Origin of the sequence: Arsenicicoccus piscis, from assembly GCF_022568835.1 — a bacterium.
GTDB classification, from domain to species: Bacteria; Actinomycetota; Actinomycetes; order Actinomycetales; family Dermatophilaceae; genus Arsenicicoccus; species Arsenicicoccus piscis.
Window position 1 is genome coordinate 59923 of the sequence record NZ_JAKZHV010000002.1, and the last position, 19329, is coordinate 79251.

16 protein-coding genes and 1 pseudogene are annotated in these 19329 nt (G+C 72.0%); 4 read left to right on the top strand and 13 right to left on the bottom strand.

Features of this window, described 5'->3' with window-relative positions:
• Nucleotides 1–106: 106 nt before the first annotated feature.
• From pyrF to pyrR, 6 genes are read right to left on the bottom strand one after another with little or no spacing between them, the layout of a single operon-like run.
• A complete protein-coding gene (gene pyrF / locus MM440_RS03280; protein ID WP_241441842.1) occupies nucleotides 107–991 on the bottom strand; it encodes an orotidine-5'-phosphate decarboxylase in 885 nt (294 codons plus the stop codon).
• Nucleotides 991–4293: a carbamoyl-phosphate synthase large subunit gene (gene carB / locus MM440_RS03285; RefSeq protein WP_241441843.1), complete on the bottom strand. Its 3303-nt coding sequence runs from the start codon at nucleotides 4291–4293 to the stop codon at nucleotides 991–993. The genes pyrF and carB overlap by 1 nt, the downstream gene beginning before the upstream one ends.
• Entirely contained in the window at nucleotides 4293–5474 is a 1182-nt protein-coding gene (carA, locus tag MM440_RS03290; protein WP_284284265.1) for a glutamine-hydrolyzing carbamoyl-phosphate synthase small subunit, read from the bottom strand. The genes carB and carA overlap by 1 nt, the downstream gene beginning before the upstream one ends.
• Nucleotides 5474–6766 carry a dihydroorotase gene (locus MM440_RS03295; protein WP_241441847.1) on the bottom strand — a complete coding sequence of 431 codons (1293 nt, stop codon included), beginning with the start codon at nucleotides 6764–6766 and terminating at the stop codon, nucleotides 5474–5476. Before MM440_RS03295 ends, carA begins: the two co-directional genes overlap by 1 nt.
• Nucleotides 6763–7710, bottom strand: a complete 948-nt coding sequence (locus MM440_RS03300; protein WP_241441849.1) for an aspartate carbamoyltransferase catalytic subunit — start codon at nucleotides 7708–7710, stop codon at nucleotides 6763–6765. Before MM440_RS03300 ends, MM440_RS03295 begins: the two co-directional genes overlap by 4 nt.
• A complete protein-coding gene (gene pyrR / locus MM440_RS03305) occupies nucleotides 7707–8315 on the bottom strand; it encodes a bifunctional pyr operon transcriptional regulator/uracil phosphoribosyltransferase PyrR (RefSeq protein WP_420914125.1) in 609 nt (202 codons plus the stop codon). Before pyrR ends, MM440_RS03300 begins: the two co-directional genes overlap by 4 nt.
• A gap of 385 nt (nucleotides 8316–8700) precedes the next feature.
• Here pyrR and bldD point away from each other — a divergent pair, with 385 nt between their 5' ends.
• The gene (bldD, locus tag MM440_RS03310; protein WP_241441851.1) at nucleotides 8701–9198 is read left to right on the top strand and encodes a transcriptional regulator BldD; all 498 of its coding nucleotides are present in this window, start codon (nucleotides 8701–8703) and stop codon (nucleotides 9196–9198) included.
• Nucleotides 9199–9275: 77 nt separating this feature from the next.
• Here bldD and nusB read toward each other — a convergent pair whose 3' ends face one another.
• From nusB to MM440_RS17240, 4 genes and pseudogenes are all read right to left on the bottom strand, one after another.
• Entirely contained in the window at nucleotides 9276–9701 is a 426-nt protein-coding gene (gene nusB / locus MM440_RS03315; protein WP_241441853.1) for a transcription antitermination factor NusB, read from the bottom strand.
• 1 nt (nucleotide 9702) lies between these two features.
• Nucleotides 9703–10263 carry an elongation factor P gene (gene efp / locus MM440_RS03320; protein WP_241441855.1) on the bottom strand — a complete coding sequence of 187 codons (561 nt, stop codon included), beginning with the start codon at nucleotides 10261–10263 and terminating at the stop codon, nucleotides 9703–9705.
• Between the two features lie 163 nt (nucleotides 10264–10426).
• Nucleotides 10427–10738, bottom strand: a complete 312-nt coding sequence (locus tag MM440_RS17235) for a dienelactone hydrolase family protein (protein WP_338155600.1) — start codon at nucleotides 10736–10738, stop codon at nucleotides 10427–10429.
• A gap of 17 nt (nucleotides 10739–10755) precedes the next feature.
• A pseudogene (locus tag MM440_RS17240) lies at nucleotides 10756–10926 on the bottom strand (dienelactone hydrolase family protein); the annotation flags it as partial.
• 107 nt (nucleotides 10927–11033) lie between these two features.
• Here MM440_RS17240 and MM440_RS03330 point away from each other — a divergent pair.
• The 3 genes from MM440_RS03330 to MM440_RS03340 all read left to right on the top strand — a co-directional run bounded on the left by MM440_RS03330 (nucleotide 11034) and on the right by MM440_RS03340 (nucleotide 14076).
• Complete coding sequence (locus MM440_RS03330) at nucleotides 11034–12671, top strand: FMN-binding glutamate synthase family protein (protein ID WP_241441856.1); 1638 nt, start codon at nucleotides 11034–11036, stop codon at nucleotides 12669–12671.
• A 74-nt stretch (nucleotides 12672–12745) separates the two neighbouring features.
• Entirely contained in the window at nucleotides 12746–13435 is a 690-nt protein-coding gene (locus MM440_RS03335) for a response regulator (protein WP_241441857.1), read from the top strand.
• A 203-nt stretch (nucleotides 13436–13638) separates the two neighbouring features.
• Nucleotides 13639–14076: a DUF4342 domain-containing protein gene (locus tag MM440_RS03340; protein WP_241441858.1), complete on the top strand. Its 438-nt coding sequence runs from the start codon at nucleotides 13639–13641 to the stop codon at nucleotides 14074–14076.
• A gap of 32 nt (nucleotides 14077–14108) precedes the next feature.
• Here MM440_RS03340 and ftsY read toward each other — a convergent pair whose 3' ends face one another.
• The 3 genes from ftsY to smc all read right to left on the bottom strand — a co-directional run bounded on the left by ftsY (nucleotide 14109) and on the right by smc (nucleotide 19327).
• Complete coding sequence (gene ftsY / locus MM440_RS03345; RefSeq protein ID WP_241443341.1) at nucleotides 14109–15362, bottom strand: signal recognition particle-docking protein FtsY; 1254 nt, start codon at nucleotides 15360–15362, stop codon at nucleotides 14109–14111.
• Between the two features lie 70 nt (nucleotides 15363–15432).
• Nucleotides 15433–15663 carry a hypothetical protein gene (locus MM440_RS03350; protein ID WP_241441859.1) on the bottom strand — a complete coding sequence of 77 codons (231 nt, stop codon included), beginning with the start codon at nucleotides 15661–15663 and terminating at the stop codon, nucleotides 15433–15435.
• Between the two features lie 79 nt (nucleotides 15664–15742).
• A complete protein-coding gene (gene smc / locus MM440_RS03355; protein ID WP_241441861.1) occupies nucleotides 15743–19327 on the bottom strand; it encodes a chromosome segregation protein SMC in 3585 nt (1194 codons plus the stop codon).
• Between the last annotated feature and the right edge of the window lie 2 nt (nucleotides 19328–19329).

Below are 19329 nucleotides of genomic sequence, written 5' to 3' on the forward strand. Positions count from 1 at the left end.
AGATCGGCTCGACACGGTTTGGAATCCGGTCTCAGAACATTCCGGACGGTTCGTGGGCAAATGGCCTCCCGCGTCGGAATCTCCACGCCCGCAAGCCCTTTCAGCTTCAACTACTGCTGGGTAGGGTCCGGCTCCTGGGCACGGCGTCGGCCGTCGCACGGGCGGTCGAGCGCAGCGCCGCCACGTCCGGTCCGGCGCCGAGCACCTCCCGGCTCGAGGACACCAGCACCTGGCCGAGCGCCGGGCCGAACACCCGGCGGAGGTCCTCGCCCGTGCCCCCCTGGGCGCCGAAGCCGGGAGCGAGCAGCGGGCCGCCCATCGCCGCGAGGTCCAGGTCGAGGTCGGACACGGCCGACCCGACGGTCGCCCCCACGACGAGCCCGACGCTGCCGAGCTCGCCGCGGGCGCGGGCCGGGGCGTTGTCGACGGTCGCTCCCGCCACGACTCCCCCGGCCACCGAGCCGGCTCCGGTAGACCCCCCGCTCCGGGCGTGCTGCACCGCCGCGCCCTCGGGGTTGGAGGTGAGGGTGAGGACGAACACTCCCCGCCCGGTCGCCGCGGCGAGGTCGAGGGCCGGCCGCAGCGAGCCGTAGCCCAGGTAGGGGCTCACGGTGATCGCGTCGGCGCGCAGCGGCGAGGCCTCGTCGAGGTAGGCGTCCGCGTAGGCGCCCATGGTGGAGCCGATGTCGCCGCGCTTGACGTCGAGCAGGCTGAGCGTGCCGGCGTCCCGCAGCCCCGCGAGCGTCGCCTCGAGCACCGCGACCCCGCGCGACCCGAACCGCTCGAAGAACGCCGACTGCGGCTTGACGCACGCGACCTGACCGCCGAACGCCTCGACGCAGGTGGCGGCGAACCGCTCGAGCCCCTCGACCGAGTCGGGCAGCCCCCAGGCGCCCAGCAGCCCGGCGTGCGGGTCGATGCCGACGCAGAGCGGGCCGTGCTCGGCCATCGCGGCGGCGAGCCGGGGACCGAAGGGCTGGGCGGCACCCATCAGCTCGCCCGACCCGCGCGCAGCTGCTCGGCGTGCTCCTGCAGCGACATCACCCGCAGCGTGCCGGCGCGCTGCGCCTCGATGCCCTGGACGGCTGCCGCGAGCTCCTGCACGGTCGTGATGATCGGCTTGTCCATCGCCGTCGTGGACGCGCGGATGGCGTAGCCGTCGGCACGGGCCTCCTGGCTCTCCGGGGTGTTGACGACCATGTCGACCTGGTTGTCGTAGATCAGGTCGACCACCGTCGGCTCGCCGTCCGGGCCACGACCGGTGCTGTGCTTGCGCACGACCTCGGCGCGAACCCCGTTGCGGCGTAGGACGTCGGCGGTGCCCTCGGTGGCCATCAGCCGGAACCCGAGGTCGGCCAGCCGCTTCACCGGGAAGATCATCGCCCGCTTGTGCCGGTTGGCGACCGAGACGAAGACGGTGCCGTCGTTGGGCAGCCCGCCGTAGGCGCCGAGCTGGCTCTTGGCGAACGCCGACCCGAAGTCGGTGTCCAGGCCCATGACCTCGCCGGTCGAGCGCATCTCGGGGCCGAGCAGGCTGTCGACGACCTCGCCCTCCTGGGTGAGGAAGCGCTTGAACGGCAGGACCGCCTCCTTGACGCACGTCGCCGCGTCGGGCGGCAGGGTGGTGCCGTCCCCCTCGGCGGGCAGCAGGCCGTCGCGGCGCAGGTCGGCGATGCTCTCCCCCAGCATGATCCGGCTCGCGGCTTTGGAGATCTGCACGCCGGTCGCCTTGGCGACGAACGGAACCGTTCGGCTGGCGCGGGGATTGGCCTCGAGCACGTAGAGGATGTCCTGGGCGAGCGCGAACTGGACGTTCATCAGCCCCCGCACCCCGATGCCCTCGGCGAGCTTGCGGGTGGACTCGCGCACCCGCCCTACCTCGGCCCGTCCGAGGGTGACCGGCGGGAGGACGCACGCCGAGTCGCCGGAGTGGATGCCGGCCTCCTCGATGTGCTCCATGATCGCGCCGATGTAGAGGTCCTCGCCGTCGTAGAGCGCGTCGACGTCGATCTCGATCGCGTCGTCGAGGAAGCGGTCGATGAGGATCGGGTGGTCGGGCGAGGCGAGGGTGGCCTTGGCCACGTACTCGCGCAGCGAGTCGTCGTTGTAGACGATCTGCATGCCCCGACCGCCGAGCACGTAGGACGGGCGCACCAGCACGGGATAGCCGATGCCACGGGCGATCTCGAGCGCCTCGTCGACGGACGTGGCGGTGCCGTACTTCGGGGCGGGCAGCCCGGCCGTCGCGAGGACGTGACCGAACGCGCCGCGGTCCTCGGCGAGGTGGATGGCCTCGGGGCTGGTGCCGACGATCGGCAGCCCCTCGTCCTTGAGCGCCTGGGCGAGCCCGAGCGGGGTCTGCCCACCGAGCTGCACGACCACGCCCGCCACCGGGCCCGCCGCGGCCTCCGCGTGGTAGACCTCCAGCACGTCCTCGAGCGTCAGCGGCTCGAAGTAGAGCCGGCTGCTGGTGTCGTAGTCGGTGGACACCGTCTCGGGGTTGCAGTTGACCATGACGGTGTCGAATCCCTTGTCGCGCAACGCGAACGACGCGTGCACGCAGGAGTAGTCGAACTCCACGCCCTGGCCGATGCGGTTCGGCCCGGAGCCGAGGATGAGGACGGCGGGGCGCTCGCGCGGGGCGACCTCGGTCTCCTCGTCGTAGGTCGAGTAGTGGTAGGGCGTCTGCGCGGCGAACTCCGCGGCACACGTGTCCACCGTCTTGTAGACCGGCCGCACACCGAGCGCCTGCCGCACCCCTCGGACCACCGGCTCGCTCATCCCGGCCAGCTGCGCCAGCTGGGCGTCGGAGAAGCCGTGCCGCTTGGCGAGACGCAGCAGCTGGGGGTCGAGCGACGGGGCCGCCGCGACGAGCTCGGCGACCTCGTTGATCAGCGCGATCTGGTCGAGGAACCACGGGTCGATCTTGGTGACCTCGTGCACCTCCTCGACACTGAGGCCGGAGCGAAGTGCCTGCTGCAACAGCACGATTCGTCCGTCGGTCGGCCGCTGGGCCTGAGCCAGCAGCTCGCGCCCCTCCTCCTGGGTGGGGGTGGCACCGCGCCAGTGGAAGGCCGAGTCGCTGCGCTCCAGAGACCGCAGCGCCTTCTGCAGCGCCTCGGTGAAGCTGCGGCCGATCGCCATCGCCTCACCGACCGACTTCATGGTCGTGGTGAGCGTGCTGTCGGCGAGCGGGAACTTCTCGAAGGCGAACCGCGGCACCTTGACGACGATGTAGTCGAGGGTCGGCTCGAACGACGCCGGGGTCTCCTTGGTGATGTCGTTCGGCACCTCGTCGAGGGTGTAGCCGATGGCCATCTTGGCGGCGATCTTGGCGATCGGGAAGCCGGTGGCCTTGGACGCCAGGGCCGACGACCGGGACACGCGCGGGTTCATCTCGATGACGATGATGCGCCCGTCCTCGGGGTTCACCGCGAACTGGATGTTGCAGCCGCCGGTGTCGACACCCACCTCGCGGATCACGGCGATGCCGATGTCGCGCAGCCGCTGGTACTCACGGTCGGTCAGGGTCAGCGCGGGAGCGACCGTGATGGAGTCGCCGGTGTGCACACCCATCGGGTCGAAGTTCTCGATGGAGCAGACCACGACCACGTTGTCGGCGTGGTCGCGCATGACCTCCAGCTCGTACTCCTTCCACCCCAGGATGGACTCCTCGAGGAGCACCTCGGTGGTCGGCGACGCGAACAGGCCGGCTCCGGCGATCCGCCGCAGCTCCTCCTCGTCGTGGGCGAAGCCGGAGCCGAGGCCACCCATGGTGAACGACGGACGCACCACGACCGGGTAGCCGAGATCGTTTGCGGCAGAGAGGCACTCGTCCATCGTGTGGCAGATGAGCGAGCGCGCCGACTCGGCGCCGCAGCGCTCGACGACGCCCTTGAACCGCTCGCGGTCCTCCCCGAGCTGGATCGCCTCGACGTTGGCGCCGATCAGCGGGCAGTCGTAGCGCTCCAGCACGCCCCGCTCGTAGAGCTGCATCGCGCAGTTGAGGGCGGTCTGCCCACCGAGGGTGGCGAGCACCGCGTCGGGCCGCTCCTTGGCGATGATCGCCTCGACGACCTCGGGCGTGATCGGCTCGACGTAGGTCGCGTCGGCGAACTCGGGGTCGGTCATGATCGTCGCCGGGTTGGAGTTCACCAGGATGACCCGGATCCCCTCCTCGCGCAGCACCCGGCAGGCCTGGGTGCCGGAGTAGTCGAACTCGCAGGCCTGGCCGATGACGATGGGCCCGGACCCGATGACGAGGACGCTGCTGATGTCGGAACGCTTGGGCATCAGGCGCTCTCTCCCTTGCTGGTGCTCATGAGGTCGACGAATCGGTCGAACAGGTAGGCGGAGTCGTGCGGGCCGGCGGCGGCCTCGGGGTGGTACTGGACCGAGAAGGCAGGCAGGTCAAGGCATTCCAGCCCCTCGACCACGTCGTCGTTGAGGCAGACGTGCGACACCCGCACCCGACCGTAGTGGGTCTCGCTCTCGCGGTCGATCGGCGCGTCCACGGCGAAGCCGTGGTTGTGGGCGGTGACCTCGACCTTGCCGGTCGCGCGGTCCATGACCGGCTGGTTGATGCCGCGGTGGCCGTACTTCAGCTTGTAGGTGCCGAATCCCAGTGCGCGGCCGAGCATCTGGTTGCCGTAGCAGATGCCGAAGAACGGCACCCGGGCGTCGAGCACCTGGCGCAGCACCTCGATCTCGTGGGTGGCGGTGGCCGGGTCGCCCGGCCCGTTGGACATGAACACGCCGTCCGGCTCGAGCGCGAGGATCTCCTGCGCGGTGGCCGACTGCGGCACCACGTGGACCTCGATCCCGCGCTCGGCCATCAGCTCGGGGGTCATCCCCTTGATGCCGAGGTCCATCGCCACGACCCGGTGCCGCCGCTCGCCCTGGGCCGGCACGACGTAGGTCTGGTCGGTGCTGACCTCGGCGGCGAGCGCGGCACCGACCATGGCCGGCTGCTCGGTCACCTGGGACAGCAGCTCGGCCACCGGGCGGGCGGCCGCGGCACCGCTGAACACGCCGACCTTCATCGAGCCGCGCTCGCGCAGGTGCCGGGTCAGTGCCCGGGTGTCGATGCCGCAGATGCCGACGACGTCCTGGGCGGTTAGCGCGTCCTCGAGCGTCCCGGTCGAGCGCCAGCTCGAGGGGCGCACGGCGGGGTCACGCACGACGTAGCCGGCGACCCAGATGCGCGAGGACTCGTCGTCCTCGTCGTTGAACCCCGTGTTGCCGATGTGCGGCGCCGTCATCACGACGACCTGACGGTGGTAGGACGGGTCGGTCAGCGTCTCCTGGTAGCCCGTCATGCCCGTGTTGAAGACCGCCTCTCCCACGGTCTCCCCCACGGCGCCGTAGGACTGCCCGGTGAAGGTGCGGCCGTCCTCGAGGACGAGCACGGCTGGTTGACGGGAGGCGAGTGGGTTCACGTGCGAGGGTCCGTTCGGGTCGGAGGGAATCAGCATCAGTCGACGAGCTCGCCGTCGCGCGCCGTGACCCGGCCGCGCAGCATGGTGAGCGACACGGCACCGGTGAGCGTGCGACCGTGCCAGGGGTTGTTGCGGGACAACGACTTCGAGCGCGCGCGGTCGATGGTGACCGTGGCGTCCGGGTCGACGAGCGTGAGGTTGGCGGGCTCCCCCACCGCCAGCGGCCGGCCCTGGTCCTCGAGCCCGGCGATCGTCGCGGGCGTCGTCGACATGACCCGCGCGACGTCGGACCAACCGATCAGCCCGGGGCGCACCATGACCTCGCTGACGACGGCCAGCGCCGTCTCGAGGCCGAGCATGCCGAACGCCGCGGTGACGAACGCGTGCTCCTTGTCGTTGCGCGCGTGCGGGGCGTGGTCGGTCGCGACGACGTCGATCGTGCCGTCGGCGAGCGCCTCGCGCAGCACCTGCACGTCCTCGTCCGGACGCAGCGGCGGGTTGACCTTGTAGACCGGGTCGTAGCCCGCGAGCAGGTCGGTCGTCAGCATCAGGTGGTGGGGCGTGACCTCGGCCGTGACGGGGATGCCCTGCGCCCTGGCCCAGCGCAGGATCTCGACCGACCCGGCCGTCGACACGTGCGCGACGTGCACCCGCGCCCCGGTGTGCCGAGCCAGCATCACGTCGCGGGCGACGACGACCTCCTCGGCGACGCCCGGCCAGGACGGCAGCCCGAGCCGGCCGGACAGCTCGCCCTCGTGGCAGCAGGCGTTGGCGTCGGCCAGCTGGGAGTCCTGCGAGTGCTGGGAGATCACGCCGCCAAAAGCCTTGACGTAGTCCAGGGCTCGCCGCATCAGCCGCGCGTCCTGGACGCACCGGCCGTCGTCGGAGAAGACGCGCACCCGCGCGCGGGACCGCGCCATCAGGCCCAGCTCGGCGAGCTCGGCGCCGGCGAGGCCCTTGGACACCGCACCGACCGGCTGCACGTCGACCAGTCCCACCCGGCGGCCGAGGTCGTAGATCCGCTCCGCCGCCTCGGCGGTGTCCGTCACGGGCTCGGTGTTGGCCATGGCCAGCACGGCGGTGTAGCCACCCACGGCGGCCGCCGCCGACCCGGTGCGGATCGTCTCGGCGTCCTCGCGCCCCGGCTCGCGCAGGTGGGTGTGCAGGTCGACCAGACCCGGCAGAGCCACCAGGCCGTCGGCGTCGACGACCGTGGCGCCGGCGGGACGGTCTACGGAGCCTGCGGCGCGGATGACGCCGTCCTCGACGAGCAGGTCGCCGCGACCCGCCCCGGCCAGGTCGGCCCCGGTGATCAGGGTGGTCGTCACTGCACGTTCCCTTCGCCGGCGAGCAGGTGGTAGAGGATGGCCATCCGCACCGCGACCCCGGCCGAGACCTGGTCGAGGATGACCGAGGACGCGGCGTCGGCGGCCTCGGGGCTGATCTCCAGGCCGCGGTTCATCGGGCCGGGGTGGGCGATGACGGCACGCTCGTTGCGGCTCATCAAGGTCGCCAGGCGGTCTCGCGTCAGTCCGTAGCCCTCGGTGTACTCCCGCTCGGTCGGGAAGAACCCGCCGCTCATCCGCTCCCGCTGGACCCGCAGCATCATCAGCACGTCCGGGCCCGCGGCGAGCGCCTCGTCGAAGTCGTAGGTCAGCGCGAAGCCGTCCCTGGCCGCCCAGTCGCGGATCCCCGACGGCATCAGCGTCGGCGGCGCGACGATGGTGACGTCGGCGCCCTGGGTGCGCAGCGAGATCAGGTTGGAGCGCACCACGCGCGAATGCAGCAGGTCGCCGACGATGGCGACCTTGAGGCCCTCCACCCGGCCGTGGTGCTGCTTGATCGTGTAGGCGTCGAGCAGCGCCTGGCTGGGGTGCTCGTGGGTGCCGTCGCCGGCGTTGATGACGACCGCGTCGACCCACTGGGCCACCTGGTGCGCCGCGCCGCTCGCGCTGTGCCGCATCACGAGGGCGTCGACGCCCATCGCGCAGATCGTGAGCACCGTGTCGCGCAGCGACTCGCCCTTGCTCGTCGACGACCCCTTGCCGGAGATGTTGATGGTGTCGGCCGACATCCACTTGCCCGCGATCTCGAAGCTGGACCGGGTGCGGGTCGAGTCCTCGAAGAACAGGTTGATGACGGTGCGCCCGCGCAGGGTCGGGATCTTCTTGACGTCGCGGTGCTGGACCTCCTGCATCTGCACCGCGGTGTCGAGCAGCAGCTCGATGTCGGCGAGGCTGAGGTCGGCCATGGAGAGCAGGTGCTTGTTCATCGACGTCCTTGCAGGATGCGGACCTCGTCGCGGCCGTCGGTCTCGGCGAGCCGCACCGAGACGCGCTCGCTGCTCGAGGTGGGGAGGTTCTTGCCGACGTGGTCGGCGCGGATCGGCAGCTCGCGGTGGCCGCGGTCGACGAGGACCGCGAGGCGCACGGCGGTGGGGCGGCCGAGGTCGGCGAGCGCGTCCAGCGCCGCCCGGATCGTGCGGCCGGAGTAGAGCACGTCGTCGACGAGCACCACGGTCGCGCCGTCGATGCCGCTCGGCGGGATGGACTGACCCGCGAGCGCACGGATCGGCTTGGCGCGCAGGTCGTCTCGATACATCGTGACGTCCAGGGTGCCGTGCGGGAGCCGCACCCCCTCGGACTCCTCGATCATCGCGACCAACCGGTCGGCGAGCGGACCGCCGCGGCGCGGGATCCCGAGTACCACCAGGCCGTCGGTGCCCTTGTTGCGCTCGATGACCTCGTGGGCCATCCGGCGCAGCGCCCGGGCCATCTCGGCGTCGGTGAGGACGACGCGCCCCTCGCCCTCGCCGTCGGGGGTCGTCGGGCCAGGGTCGCTGTTGGGACTGGGCTTGCCTTCTGGCGTGGGCGCCACGGCGCTCCCTCCTTCCCCGCCTCACGGGACGGGTCTTAAAGGACGGTCTCCTCGCGATCCGCGAGGCGGTCCTCATCGTAGACCCTTCCCCAGCCCCAGCCGGTCGGCCGTCCACGCGCCGTCGCTCCGTCCCGCAGCCTCCCCTGCCGACCTTCCCCGGGTGGTCACTCAAGTGGCGGACTAGTCCCAGATGATGCGTCCGGTTGGGTGTATTGGTCGGTATCAACCGACCACACCAAGAGCGCCGTTTCAACTACTATGTGCGCCGATGTCCTGCCCTAAGGATGAATCCTCAGGAGGGTTTCACGATTTGACTTGCTGAAACCGTGACGTTCCGTAGCCTTGATGGTGTTACACACAGTGACCCGATCGGAGACGTGACAACATGGCGAGCGACTACGCCAAGGCCCTCGGAGCGCGGCTGCGGTCCATCCGCACCCAGCAGGGGCTGTCCCTGCACGCCGTGGAGGAGCGGTCCGGGGGGAAGTGGAAGGCGGTCGTGGTCGGCTCCTACGAGCGGGGCGACCGCGCGGTGACCGTGCAGCGCCTCTCCGAGCTCGCCGACTTCTACGGCGTGCCGGTCTCGGCCCTGATGCCCGACTCGGAGGTCCCCGTGGCCACCGAGGCGCCGGCCAAGCTGATCATCGACCTCGAGGCCCTCGCGCAAGTGTCTGCCGAGCGCGCCGGCCCGCTCGCGCGCTACGCCGCCACGATCCAGAGCCAGCGCGGGGACTACAACGGCAAGGTGCTGTCCATCCGCCAGGAGGACCTGCGCACCCTCGCCGTGATCTACGACACCTCGGCCGGCCAGCTGGCCGACGAGCTCGTGGGCTGGGGCGTGCTCGACCCCGCCGCCCGCCGCGGGATCCCGGACAACCAGTAGGTCGAGCAGGCCCGCCGGTGGCGCCGCCACGGCCCACCGGCACCGCCCGCCTGAGGCGCCACCAGCCAAGCCGACCCTCACACGAGGGTCGGCTTGACCTCTTGCAGGCGCGAGAGCAGCCCGTTGACGAACGTCGGCGAGTCGTCGGTCGACAGCTCGCGCGCGAGCGCGACGGCCTCGGAGATCGCGACCCCCTCGGGCACCTCGGTGGAGAAGAGCACCTCGTAGGCCCCGATCCGCAGGATCGAGCGGTCCACGGCCGGCATCCGGTCCAGCGCCCAGCCCTGGCTGTAGGTGCCGAGCGCGTCGTCGATCGTCGCCCAGTGGGCGACGACGCCACGGACCAGGTCAGCCGCGAACGGCGCGACCGGGTGGTCCTCCTGACCCGCGCGACGCGGGTCGAGGATCCGCTCGTCGAGCAGGGTCACGGCATTGACGCCGCGCTGCTCGGCCTCGAAGAGGATCTCGAAGGCCCGCTTGCGGGCCTTGCTGCGGGCCGACACGTCAGTTGACGCGACCGAGGTAGGACCCGTCGCGGGTGTCGACCTTGACCTTGGTGCCGGTCTCGAGGAAGAGCGGGACGCTGATCTGCGCGCCGGTCTCGAGGGTGGCCGGCTTGGTGCCACCGGTCGAGCGGTCGCCCTGCAGGCCCGGCTCCGTGTAGGTGATCTCCAGGACGACCGACGCCGGCAGCTCGACGTAGAGCGGGGTGCCGTCGTGGGTGGCGACGATCGCCTCCTGGTTCTCCAGCATGTACTTCGCGGCGTCACCCACGAGCTGCTCGGAGACGTAGAGCTGGTCGTAAGTCTGACCGTCCATGAAGACGTAGTCGGTCGCGTCCTTGTACAGGTACTGCATGGTGCGCTTGTCGACGTTGGACGTCTCGACCTTCACACCGGCGTTGAAGGTCTTGTCGACGACCTTGCCGGACAGGACGTTCTTGAGCTTGGTGCGCACGAAGGCCGGGCCCTTGCCGGGCTTGACGTGCTGGAACTCCACCACGGACCACAGCTGGCCCTCGAGGTTGAGCACCATGCCGTTCTTCAGGTCGTTCGTCGATGCCACGTAGTCGTCACTCTCGTCTGCCGGGCACGCTCGCGCCCGTGTCTACCGTCGGGTTTTCCGCACCAGTCTACCGGTCCGCGCAGCAGGCACCGCGCGTGCCCGGGGTGGTCGCGCGCCTGGTCGGACCTGGTCGGACATGGGCGGACATGGTCGCGCGCATGGCCTAGGGACGCAGGTGCCGGTCGAAGAACGCCTCGATGCGGTCCCAGGCGTCGCGGGCCGAGGCGGGCTCCGGCCCGGCGCCCATGATCTTCATGAGCGGGCGCAGCGGCGCGGGTCCGTTGGGGGCGTCGGCGAGGAACGAGTGCCCGGCGTCCGGGTACTCCCGCACGTCGTGCTCGACCCCCAGCCGGTCGAGGGCGTGGTCGAGCTTGGCCGCCGCGCCGCGCAGCGACCTGTCCTTGCCGCCGTAGCTCGCGACGACCGGGCAGGCGCCGCGAGCGCGAGGTAGCCGAGGGAGGCGAGGTGGTCGCACTGGCGGCGCAGCACGTCGTCGACGCCCCACGCCTCCTGGAGGACGACGACGCCCGGCCACGGTCCCGGCGTCGTCGGACGGGCGAGGTAGCCCGTGAGCCCGGGCGAGGTGCCGACGGCCGATTCGGCTGAGGCGGCCGGGTCTGCTGCGGGGCTCGAGGCGGCGGGCGTGAGGTCGACGATCGGCATGGACCGACTCTACGAACTCTGCGGGGAGGGCACCCGGCGAGACGGGCGCGAGGCGCGCTGGTGCGGCGTTGCTTGCCCAGGGCACCCGCCGGGCACACACTGACCGCATGTCGCTCACCAAAGCCGCTGGGCTCGCCGCCGCTGCCGTCGCCGGGGTCGGCGCCCACGACCTGTTGCAACGCAAGCACAGCCTCCTGCGCAACTTCCCCGTGATCGGCCACGGGCGCTACCTGATCGAGGCGATCGGGCCCGAGCTGCGCCAGTACATCGTGGCGGGCAACGACGAGGAGCGACCGTTCAGCCGCGACCAGCGCCGCTGGATCTACACCTCGGCGAAGGGCACCAACAACTACTTCGGGTTCGGCACCGACAACAACCTCGAGAGCGCGACGAACTACGCCGTGATCAAGCACCGCACGTTCGCGGGACCGACTCCCCCGACTCACTCGCACGCCGGCGAGATCGAGCCGCTGCCGTGCGCCAAGGTGATGGGCCGGGCCCGCGGACGCGCGAAGGCGTTCCGGCCCGAGTCGGTGGTGAACGTGTCGGCGATGAGCTTCGGATCGTTGTCCGCCAACGCGATTCGCTCGATCAACGAGGGCGTGGCGCTGACGGGGGCGATGCACAACACGGGTGAGGGCGGGCTGTCCCAGCACCATCAGCACGGCGGTGACCTGATCTGGCAGATCGGCACCGGCTACTTCGGCTGCCGCGACGAGCAGGGCCGGTTCGACCTCGACCGGCTCGTCGAGACCGCCGCCGCCAACCCGGTGCGGGCCATCGAGATCAAGCTGTCCCAGGGGGCCAAGCCGGGCCTCGGCGGGGTGCTGCCGGCCGCGAAGGTCACGCCCGAGATCGCAGCGATCCGGGGCATCCCCGTCGGCCACGACTGCATCAGCCCCTCGCGCCACGGCGAGTTCACCGACGTCGACTCGATGCTCGACTGGATCGAGAAGATCGCCGACGCCACCGGGCTCCCGGTCGGCGTCAAGTCGGCGGTCGGCAACATGGAGATCTGGGAGGAGCTCGCCAACCGGATGGCCGAGGAGGACCGGGGCGTCGACTTCATCACCATCGACGGTGGCGAGGGCGGCACGGGCGCCGCGCCCCTGACGTTCTCGGACTCGGTGTCGCTGCCGTTCCGCGAGGGGTTCGCCCGGGTCTACGGGACCTTCGCGGCGCGCGGCATCACCGACGACGTGGTGTTCATCGGCTCGGGCAAGCTCGGGCTGCCGGACAACGCCGTGGTCGCCTTCGCGCTGGGCGCCGACATGGTCAACGTAGCCCGTGAGGCGATGCTCGCGATCGGCTGCATCCAGGCGCAGAAGTGCCACACCGACCGCTGCCCCGTCGGGGTCGCCACCCAGGACCCGTGGCTCTCCCGGGGCATCGACCCCACGTTGAAGTCGGTGCGGCTCGCGAGCTACCTGCGCACCGTGCGCCGCGACCTGGTCAAGGTGGCCGAGGCGTGCGGCGTGTGGCACCCCAGCCTGATCACCGCCGACGACATCGAGCTGCTCGACGGGCAGGGCGCGTCGGTCAGCCTGCGCGAGCGCTACTCCTACCAACCCGGCTGGGGGGAGCTCGGTCCCGAGCTCGTCGAGGAGATCACCGAGCTGATGCGATTGCTCGCTCCGGTCGGCGGCTCCGCCCCGCCCTCCGAGGACGCCGAGCGGCCCGCAGGTCAGCCCGCCGCGACACAGGGGTCGACGAACCTCGCCGGCCGTCGGTCGCGGATGCCCTGACCCGGGTCGCGCTAGCCTGGCGCAGGACGCAGGCGGGAGGCCCGTAGGGGCCGTGAGGTGACGGGGGACGCGGGATGCACGAGGGCTTCGAGGAGGACCGCTCGGTCCGGGTGCTGCTGGTCGACGACGACGCCTTGGTGCGGGCCGGGCTACGGCTCATCCTGGGCGGCCGGCCCACGATCGAGGTGGTCGGCGAGGCTGCCGACGGGATCGAGGCCGTGGCCGCGGTCGCGGCGCACCGCCCCGACATCGTGCTGATGGACATCCGGATGCCGCGCCAGGACGGCATCACCACCACGGCCCAGCTGCTGGACGGCGCCCGCGGGGACGCGAAGGCACCGCAGGTCATCGTGCTCACGACCTTCGACGCCGACGACCACGTCGTCATGGCGCTGCGGGCCGGCGCGAGCGGCTTCCTGCTCAAGGACACGCCGCCGGCGCAGATCGTCGAGGCCGTGCTCCGCGTCCACGCGGGCGAGCCGATGCTCAGCCCGAGCATCACCCAGCAGCTCATCGGAGCCGTGGCGGCCGGCACTCCGGACCCCCGCAAGGCCGACGCGGTGCGCCTCGTCGAGACGCTGAGCGACCGCGAGCGCCAGATCGCCGTCGCCATCGGCGAGGGGTGCACGAACGCGGAGATCGCCGCGCGGCTCTACCTGTCGGTGGCCACCGTCAAGGCGCACGTGACCCACCTGCTCACCAAGCTGGACGCCGAGAACCGCGTGCAGATCGCCATCCGCGCCCACGACGCCGGCCTGCTGTAGACCTCTTCAACAGGTTGGGGGCAGAGCTCCGGTCGGGCTCAGGGTCAGGGTCGAGTGGGTGCCGGGTGGGGGTCGTCCCCGAGGGGGCGGGCGGATCGGGTCGCTCTACGGTGAAGGGACCGGGTCGGCGAGATGGCGGCCCCTCTCTTCCATCTACCCTTCACCCCATCCCTTCACCCCATCCCTTCACCCAGGAGCGATCGATGAACGACTCGACCCACGACACCCACGACAGCCAGGGCCCTCAGGACACCCAGGACACCCGCAAGAGCTTCACCGAGCGGATCGAGGTGGCCGGCGACCAGCTCGTCTCGACGGTCAACCAGCTGGTCAAGGACGGCAACGCCCGACGCGTCATCGTGCGCGACCAGCATGGCAAGGAGCTGATGAGCATCCCGCTCAACCTGGGTGTCGTCGGCGGCGGCCTGGTCACCCTCGCCGCCCCGGGGCTCGCCGCCGTCGGTGCCCTGGCCGCCCTCGTGGCCAAGGTCCAGCTCGACATCGAGCGCGTCCCCGACGCCGGCGACGTCCCGGCGGCCAGCCCTACCGACACCGACACCTCGACGGACGAGGCGGCGGTGAACGAGCCGGGCGCACACGACGACGGCGCGGAGCACGACACCCCGCCCACCGCCGACTGACCGCGACCCGGCCCCGGTGGGGTCCGGACGATCTACTCGAGGATGGCGTCCACGAAGGCGACGGGGTCGAACGGCGCCAGGTCGTCGGGCCCCTCGCCGAGGCCGACGAGCTTGACGGGGACGCCGAGCTGACGCTGAACGGCGACGACGATGCCACCCTTGGCGGTGCCGTCGAGCTTGGTGAGGGCGATGCCGGTGATGGCGACCTCCTGGGCGAAGACCTCCGCCTGGCGCAGGCCGTTCTGCCCGGTCGTCGCGTCGAGAACAAGGATCACCTCGTCGACCGGCGACTGCTTCTCGACGACCCGCTTGATCTTGCCGAGCTCGTCCATCAGGTTGGTCTTGTTGTGCAGGCGACCGGCGGTGTCGAGTATGACGACGTCGACCTCGCCCTCGATCCCGGCCTTCACGGCGTCGAACGCCACGGCCGCGGGGTCGGCGCTCTCGCGGTCGGAGCGGACGGTGGGCACACCGACTCGAGCGCCCCAGGTCTGCAGCTGGTCGGCGGCCGCCGCGCGGAAGGTGTCGGCCGCTCCCAGCAGCACGTCCCGGTCCTCGGCGACGAGCACGCGGGCGAGCTTGCCGACGGTGGTGGTCTTGCCGGTGCCGTTCACCCCGACGACCATGATCACGGCCGGGCGGCCCTCGCCGTCGTCGGTGGGCCGGCGCGAGGACGCGATCCGGCGGTCCATGGTCGGGTCGACCAGGCGCACGAGGTCCTCGCGCAGCCAGGTCCGCACCTCGTCCTCGGCCGACGAGCCGTCGACCTTGACCTGGGTCTTGAGCGAGGCCATCAGCTCGCTGGTCGCCTGGGTGCCGAGGTCGGAGAGCAGGAGCGTCTCCTCGACCTCCTCCCAGGCCTCCTCGTCCAGCTTGCCGCTGGAGAGCAGGCCGAGCAGCGCCCTGCCGAACGCCGTGTTGGAGCGGGCCAGCCGCGAGCGCAGCTTGCGCATCCGGCCGCGCGCCGACTCCGGCTGCTCGATGCGGGTGCCGGTCGTCTCGCGCGGCGTGACCAGCTCGACCTCGTCCGCGGCGTCCGTGCCGTCCGTGCCGTCGGTCGCGTCACGCAGGGTGCCCTGGCGCGTCTCGGCGGGGGGTGACTTCGGCTCGAGGACGTCCGACCAGGTGGGGGCCGGGCCGTCCGTCGAGGTGCGGGTGGGCGGCGGTGGTGCCTGCTTGGTGCGGCCCCCTCGGCCGCGCACGAGCCCGATGAGGGCACCGACGCCGACGACCGCGATGGCGACGACGAGAAGGAGGATCTCCTGGAGTTGGCTCACGGGCCCCAGTGTGGCAAACCGGACCCGGGCCTGCCCAACCCGTCCGGCGGCCCGGCCAAAGGCACAGTCTGCGAGCCGGTCAGCGGGCGGAGCTGCCGACCTTGTCCCGCACGACGCTCACGGCCTCGCCGGTGGCGCTGCGGACGGCGGACACGGCAGTGCCGGTGCGGTCGACGATCTGGTTGACCGTCGCCTCGCCCTCCGCGGTCCAGAAGCTCTCGCCGTCCCGCTGGGCGGGGACCGCCACGGCTGCGACGACGAACAGGGCCAGCGCGATGCACACAAGCATCCCAAGGATCACCATCAACATGAGTCCCAGGGTGCCCGTGCGCCCCAGCCCGTCCCCGACCCACCGGGCCGCGCGTGCCCAGATGGTGACCGGGTCGTGATCAGGCCGTGACCAGCCGCTCGTGGTCCACGTCGGCGAGCCGCTGGGACACCACGGTGGTCACGCCGTCGCCGCGCATGGTCACGCCGTAGAGCGCGTCAGCGACCTCCATCGTGCGCTTCTGGTGGGTGATGACGATCAGCTGGGACGAGTCGCGCAGCTCCTCGAAGAGCGAGATGAGCCGCCCGAGGTTCGCGTCGTCGAGCGCCGCCTCCACCTCGTCCATGATGTAGAACGGGCTCGGCCGGGCCTTGAAGATCGCCACCAGCAGGGCCACCGCCACGAGCGACCGCTCGCCGCCCGACAGCAGCGAGAGCCGCTTGATCTTCTTGCCCGGGGGCCGTGCCTCGACGTCGATGCCGGTCGTGAGCATGTTGTCCGGGTCGGTCAGCACGAGCCGACCCTCGCCGCCCGGGAAGAGCCGCGCGAAGACACCCTCGAACTCCCGCTCGGTGTCCTGGTAGGCCTCGGTGAAGACCCGTTCGACCCGCTCGTCGACCTCCTTGACGATGTCGAGCAGGTCGCGCTTGGAGCGCTTCAGGTCCTCCAGCTGCTCGGTGAGGAAGGTGTGCCGCTCCTCGAGGGCGGCGAACTCCTCCAGCGCCAGCGGGTTGACCCGGCCCAGCGCGGAGAGCCCCCGCTCGGCCTTGCGCAGGCGCTTCTCCTGCTCCTCGCGCACGAACGGCACGGTCCGGGGCTCTTCCTGGCTGGGCTCCTCGAGCACCGGCACCGGCTGGTGCGGGCCGAACTCGTCGACGAGGACGTCCGGGTCGACGCCGAGCTCCTCGACGGCCTTGGTCTGCAGCGCCTCGATCCGCAGCCGCTGCTGGGTGCGGGCGACCTCGTCACGGTGGACCGAGTCGGTGAGCTCGCGCAGCTCGTCGCCGCGCTCCCCCGCGCGGCGGCGCAGCTCGTGCAGGCGGACGTCCCGCTCGGCGCGCTCCTGCTCACCGGCCGCCCGCGCGCCGTGAGCGCGGTCCACGGAGGCGGCCACGAGGTCTACGGCACGAGCGGCGGCGACGCCGACCATGCGGGCCAGCTCGGCCTCGCGGCGACGACGTGCGGCACGGGCGGCGGCCTGCTCGCGGGCGGCGCGTTCCTGCTGGGCCCCACGCTCGAGGCCGGCGGCCCGACCACCGAGGGCCCGGACCCGCTCCTCGCGGGTGCGCAGGGTGAGCCGCAGCTCGATCTCGGCGGCGCGCGCGGCGGTGGCGGCGCCGGCCAACCGGTCGCGCTCCTGCGTCGACGGCTCGTCCTGGTCCTCCTCGCCCTGCGCCTCGGCGTCGGCGAGCCGCTGGACCAACGCCTCGAGCTCGCCCCGGTCGGTCTCGACGGCCGCCGTGGCCTCCTCGATCCGGGCGCGGACGCGCCCGGACTCGGCACGGGCCGAACGCATCTGCGCGCCGAGGGTTCCGAGCCGTTCGGCGACCGCCGACATGGTCGCGTCGTTGTCGTGCAGCCGGTCGAGCGCCTCGTCGACCCGTTCCTTGGCCTCGGCGAGCCGGGCCGACGCGGTGGCGAGGGCGAAGCCGGCCCGCTCCCCGTCGCTGCCGACCCGCTGGACGAGCTCGCGGGTCTCGTCCACCGCGGCCTGCACCTCGATCAGGCTGGGCGCGGCCGCCGAGCCGCCGCGCACGAAACCGGGTGCGAAGACGTCGCCGTCGGGCGTCACCGCTGTGATCCCCTCGCGGCGACCGACGAGGTCTACGGCTTGGTCGAGGTCGGTGGCCAGGGCGACCCGGTCGAGCAGGTGCACGACTGCGGGCCGGACGTCCGGCGACACGGTCACCACGTCGACGGCCCAGCGGGCACCCTCGGGCAGCGCGGGCCAGGACGGTCCACCGTCCGTCGGCGCCGTCTCTGCCACCAGCAGCCCGGCGCGGCCGGCGTCCTGCTCGCGCAAGGTGGCGAGCGAGTCACGCGCCGCCCCGACCCCGGACACGACGACGGCGTCCGAGGCCCAGCCGAGGGCCGCGGCGACCGAGGTCTCGTGCCCGGCCTCCACCTGCAGCAACGCAGCCAGCGAGCCCAGCACGCCGCGCCCGCCGTCGATCTGCTCGGCGGCCGCCAGCAGGGCGGCCGCTCCGTCCTTGCGGCGCAGCCCGAGCTCCAGCGCCTCCAGCCGCGCCTGCGCGGCGGACCGCTCGCGCTCGGCGGTGCGATGCGCCTCGCGCCAGCGCTCGACCTCGGCCGTCGCCTCCTCGAGCTCGGCCTCCGCCTGCTCGTAGGCTGTGTCCAGGCCTTCCTCGCCCTGCTCGTGGACGGCGATCGAGCCCTCCAGCTCGGCGAACTCGCGCTCGGCGCTGGCAGCCTGGTCGTCGGCCGCGGTCCGCGCCTCCGCGAGACGTCCGATCTCGGCCTCGGCCGCCTCCAGCCGCGAGCGGCGCGCGGCGACCTGGCCGGCGAGGCGGGCGAGCCCCTCGCGGCGGTCGGCGGCCGCCCGCACCAGCCGGGCGAGCCGCTCGCCCTCGGCCTGATGGGCGTGCTCGGCGGCCTGGCGCTCGGAGACCGCGGCGGCGAGCTCGGCGCCGGTGCGCTCGACCTTGGCAGCCAGCGCCTGCTCCTGCTCGCGGACGGCAGCCGCCTCGGCGGCGAGCTGATCGGGGTCACGGCCGGCGGGGGTCTGCTGGCCGTCGTCCTCGGCGAGCAGCCGGGACCGCTCGGCCGCCAGGTTGGCGGTGGCGGTCAGCCGGTCGCGCAGGCTGGACAGGGTGAACCAACGGTCCTGCGCCGCGGCCAGCTCGGGCTGGGCCTCGGCTGCCGCCTGCTCCAGGGCGGCAAGCTCGGTCTGGACGGCCCGCAGCTCGGTCTCGACCTCGGCGCGGCGGGCCAGCAGCGCGGACTCGTCGGCGACCTCCTGCTCGACGGTCGCGGTGAGCTGGACCAGGTCGTCGGCCAGCAGCCGCAGCCGTGCGTCGCGGGCGTCGGCCTGGATCACGGCGGCCCGGCGCGCGGTCTCGGCCTGGCGCCCGAGCGGGCCGAGCTGGCGGCGGATCTCGCCGGTGAGGTCCTGGACGCGGGTGAGGTTGCCCTCCATCTGGTCCAGCTTGCGCAAAGCCCGCTCCTTGCGCTTGCGGTGCTTGAGGACTCCCGCGGCCTCCTCGATGAAGCCGCGGCGCTCCTCCGGCGTCGCGCGCAAGATGGTGTCGAGCTGGCCCTGGCCGACGATGACGTGCATCTCGCGGCCGATGCCCGAGTCCGAGAGCAGCTCCTGGACGTCGAGCAGGCGGCAGGGGGTGCCGTTGATGGCGTACTCGGAGCCGCCGTTGCGGAACATCGTGCGCCGGATCGTCACCTCGGTGTAGTCGATCGGCAGTGCGCCATCGGTGTTGTCGATGGTCAGGGACACCTCGGCGCGCCCGAGCGGAGGCCGCCCGGCGGTGCCGGCAAAGATGACGTCCTCCATCTTGCCGCCGCGCAGGGTCTTGGCCCCCTGCTCCCCCATCACCCAGGCGAGCGCGTCCACGACGTTGGACTTGCCCGAGCCGTTGGGGCCGACGACACAGGTGATCCCCGGCTCGAGCTTGAAGCTCGTCGCCGAGGCAAACGACTTGAAGCCCTTCATGGTCAGGGTCTTGACATACACGC

Bases quoted from the DNA above. Each gene is read 5' to 3' on its own strand.
- MM440_RS03330 (WP_241441856.1), top strand. From the start codon at position 11,034: ATGTCGCTCACCAAAGCCGCTGGGCTCGCCGCCGCTGCCGTCGCCGGG.
- carB (WP_241441843.1), bottom strand. From the start codon at position 4,293: ATGCCCAAGCGTTCCGACATCAGCAGCGTCCTCGTCATCGGGTCCGGG.
- MM440_RS03340 (WP_241441858.1), top strand. From the start codon at position 13,639: ATGAACGACTCGACCCACGACACCCACGACAGCCAGGGCCCTCAGGAC.
- MM440_RS03300 (WP_241441849.1), bottom strand. From the start codon at position 7,710: ATGAACAAGCACCTGCTCTCCATGGCCGACCTCAGCCTCGCCGACATC.
- MM440_RS03350 (WP_241441859.1), bottom strand. From the start codon at position 15,663: ATGTTGATGGTGATCCTTGGGATGCTTGTGTGCATCGCGCTGGCCCTG.
- MM440_RS03335 (WP_241441857.1), top strand. From the start codon at position 12,746: ATGCACGAGGGCTTCGAGGAGGACCGCTCGGTCCGGGTGCTGCTGGTC.
- pyrF (WP_241441842.1), bottom strand. From the start codon at position 991: ATGGGTGCCGCCCAGCCCTTCGGTCCCCGGCTCGCCGCCGCGATGGCC.
- bldD (WP_241441851.1), top strand. From the start codon at position 8,701: ATGGCGAGCGACTACGCCAAGGCCCTCGGAGCGCGGCTGCGGTCCATC.
- carA (WP_284284265.1), bottom strand. From the start codon at position 5,474: ATGCTGATTCCCTCCGACCCGAACGGACCCTCGCACGTGAACCCACTC.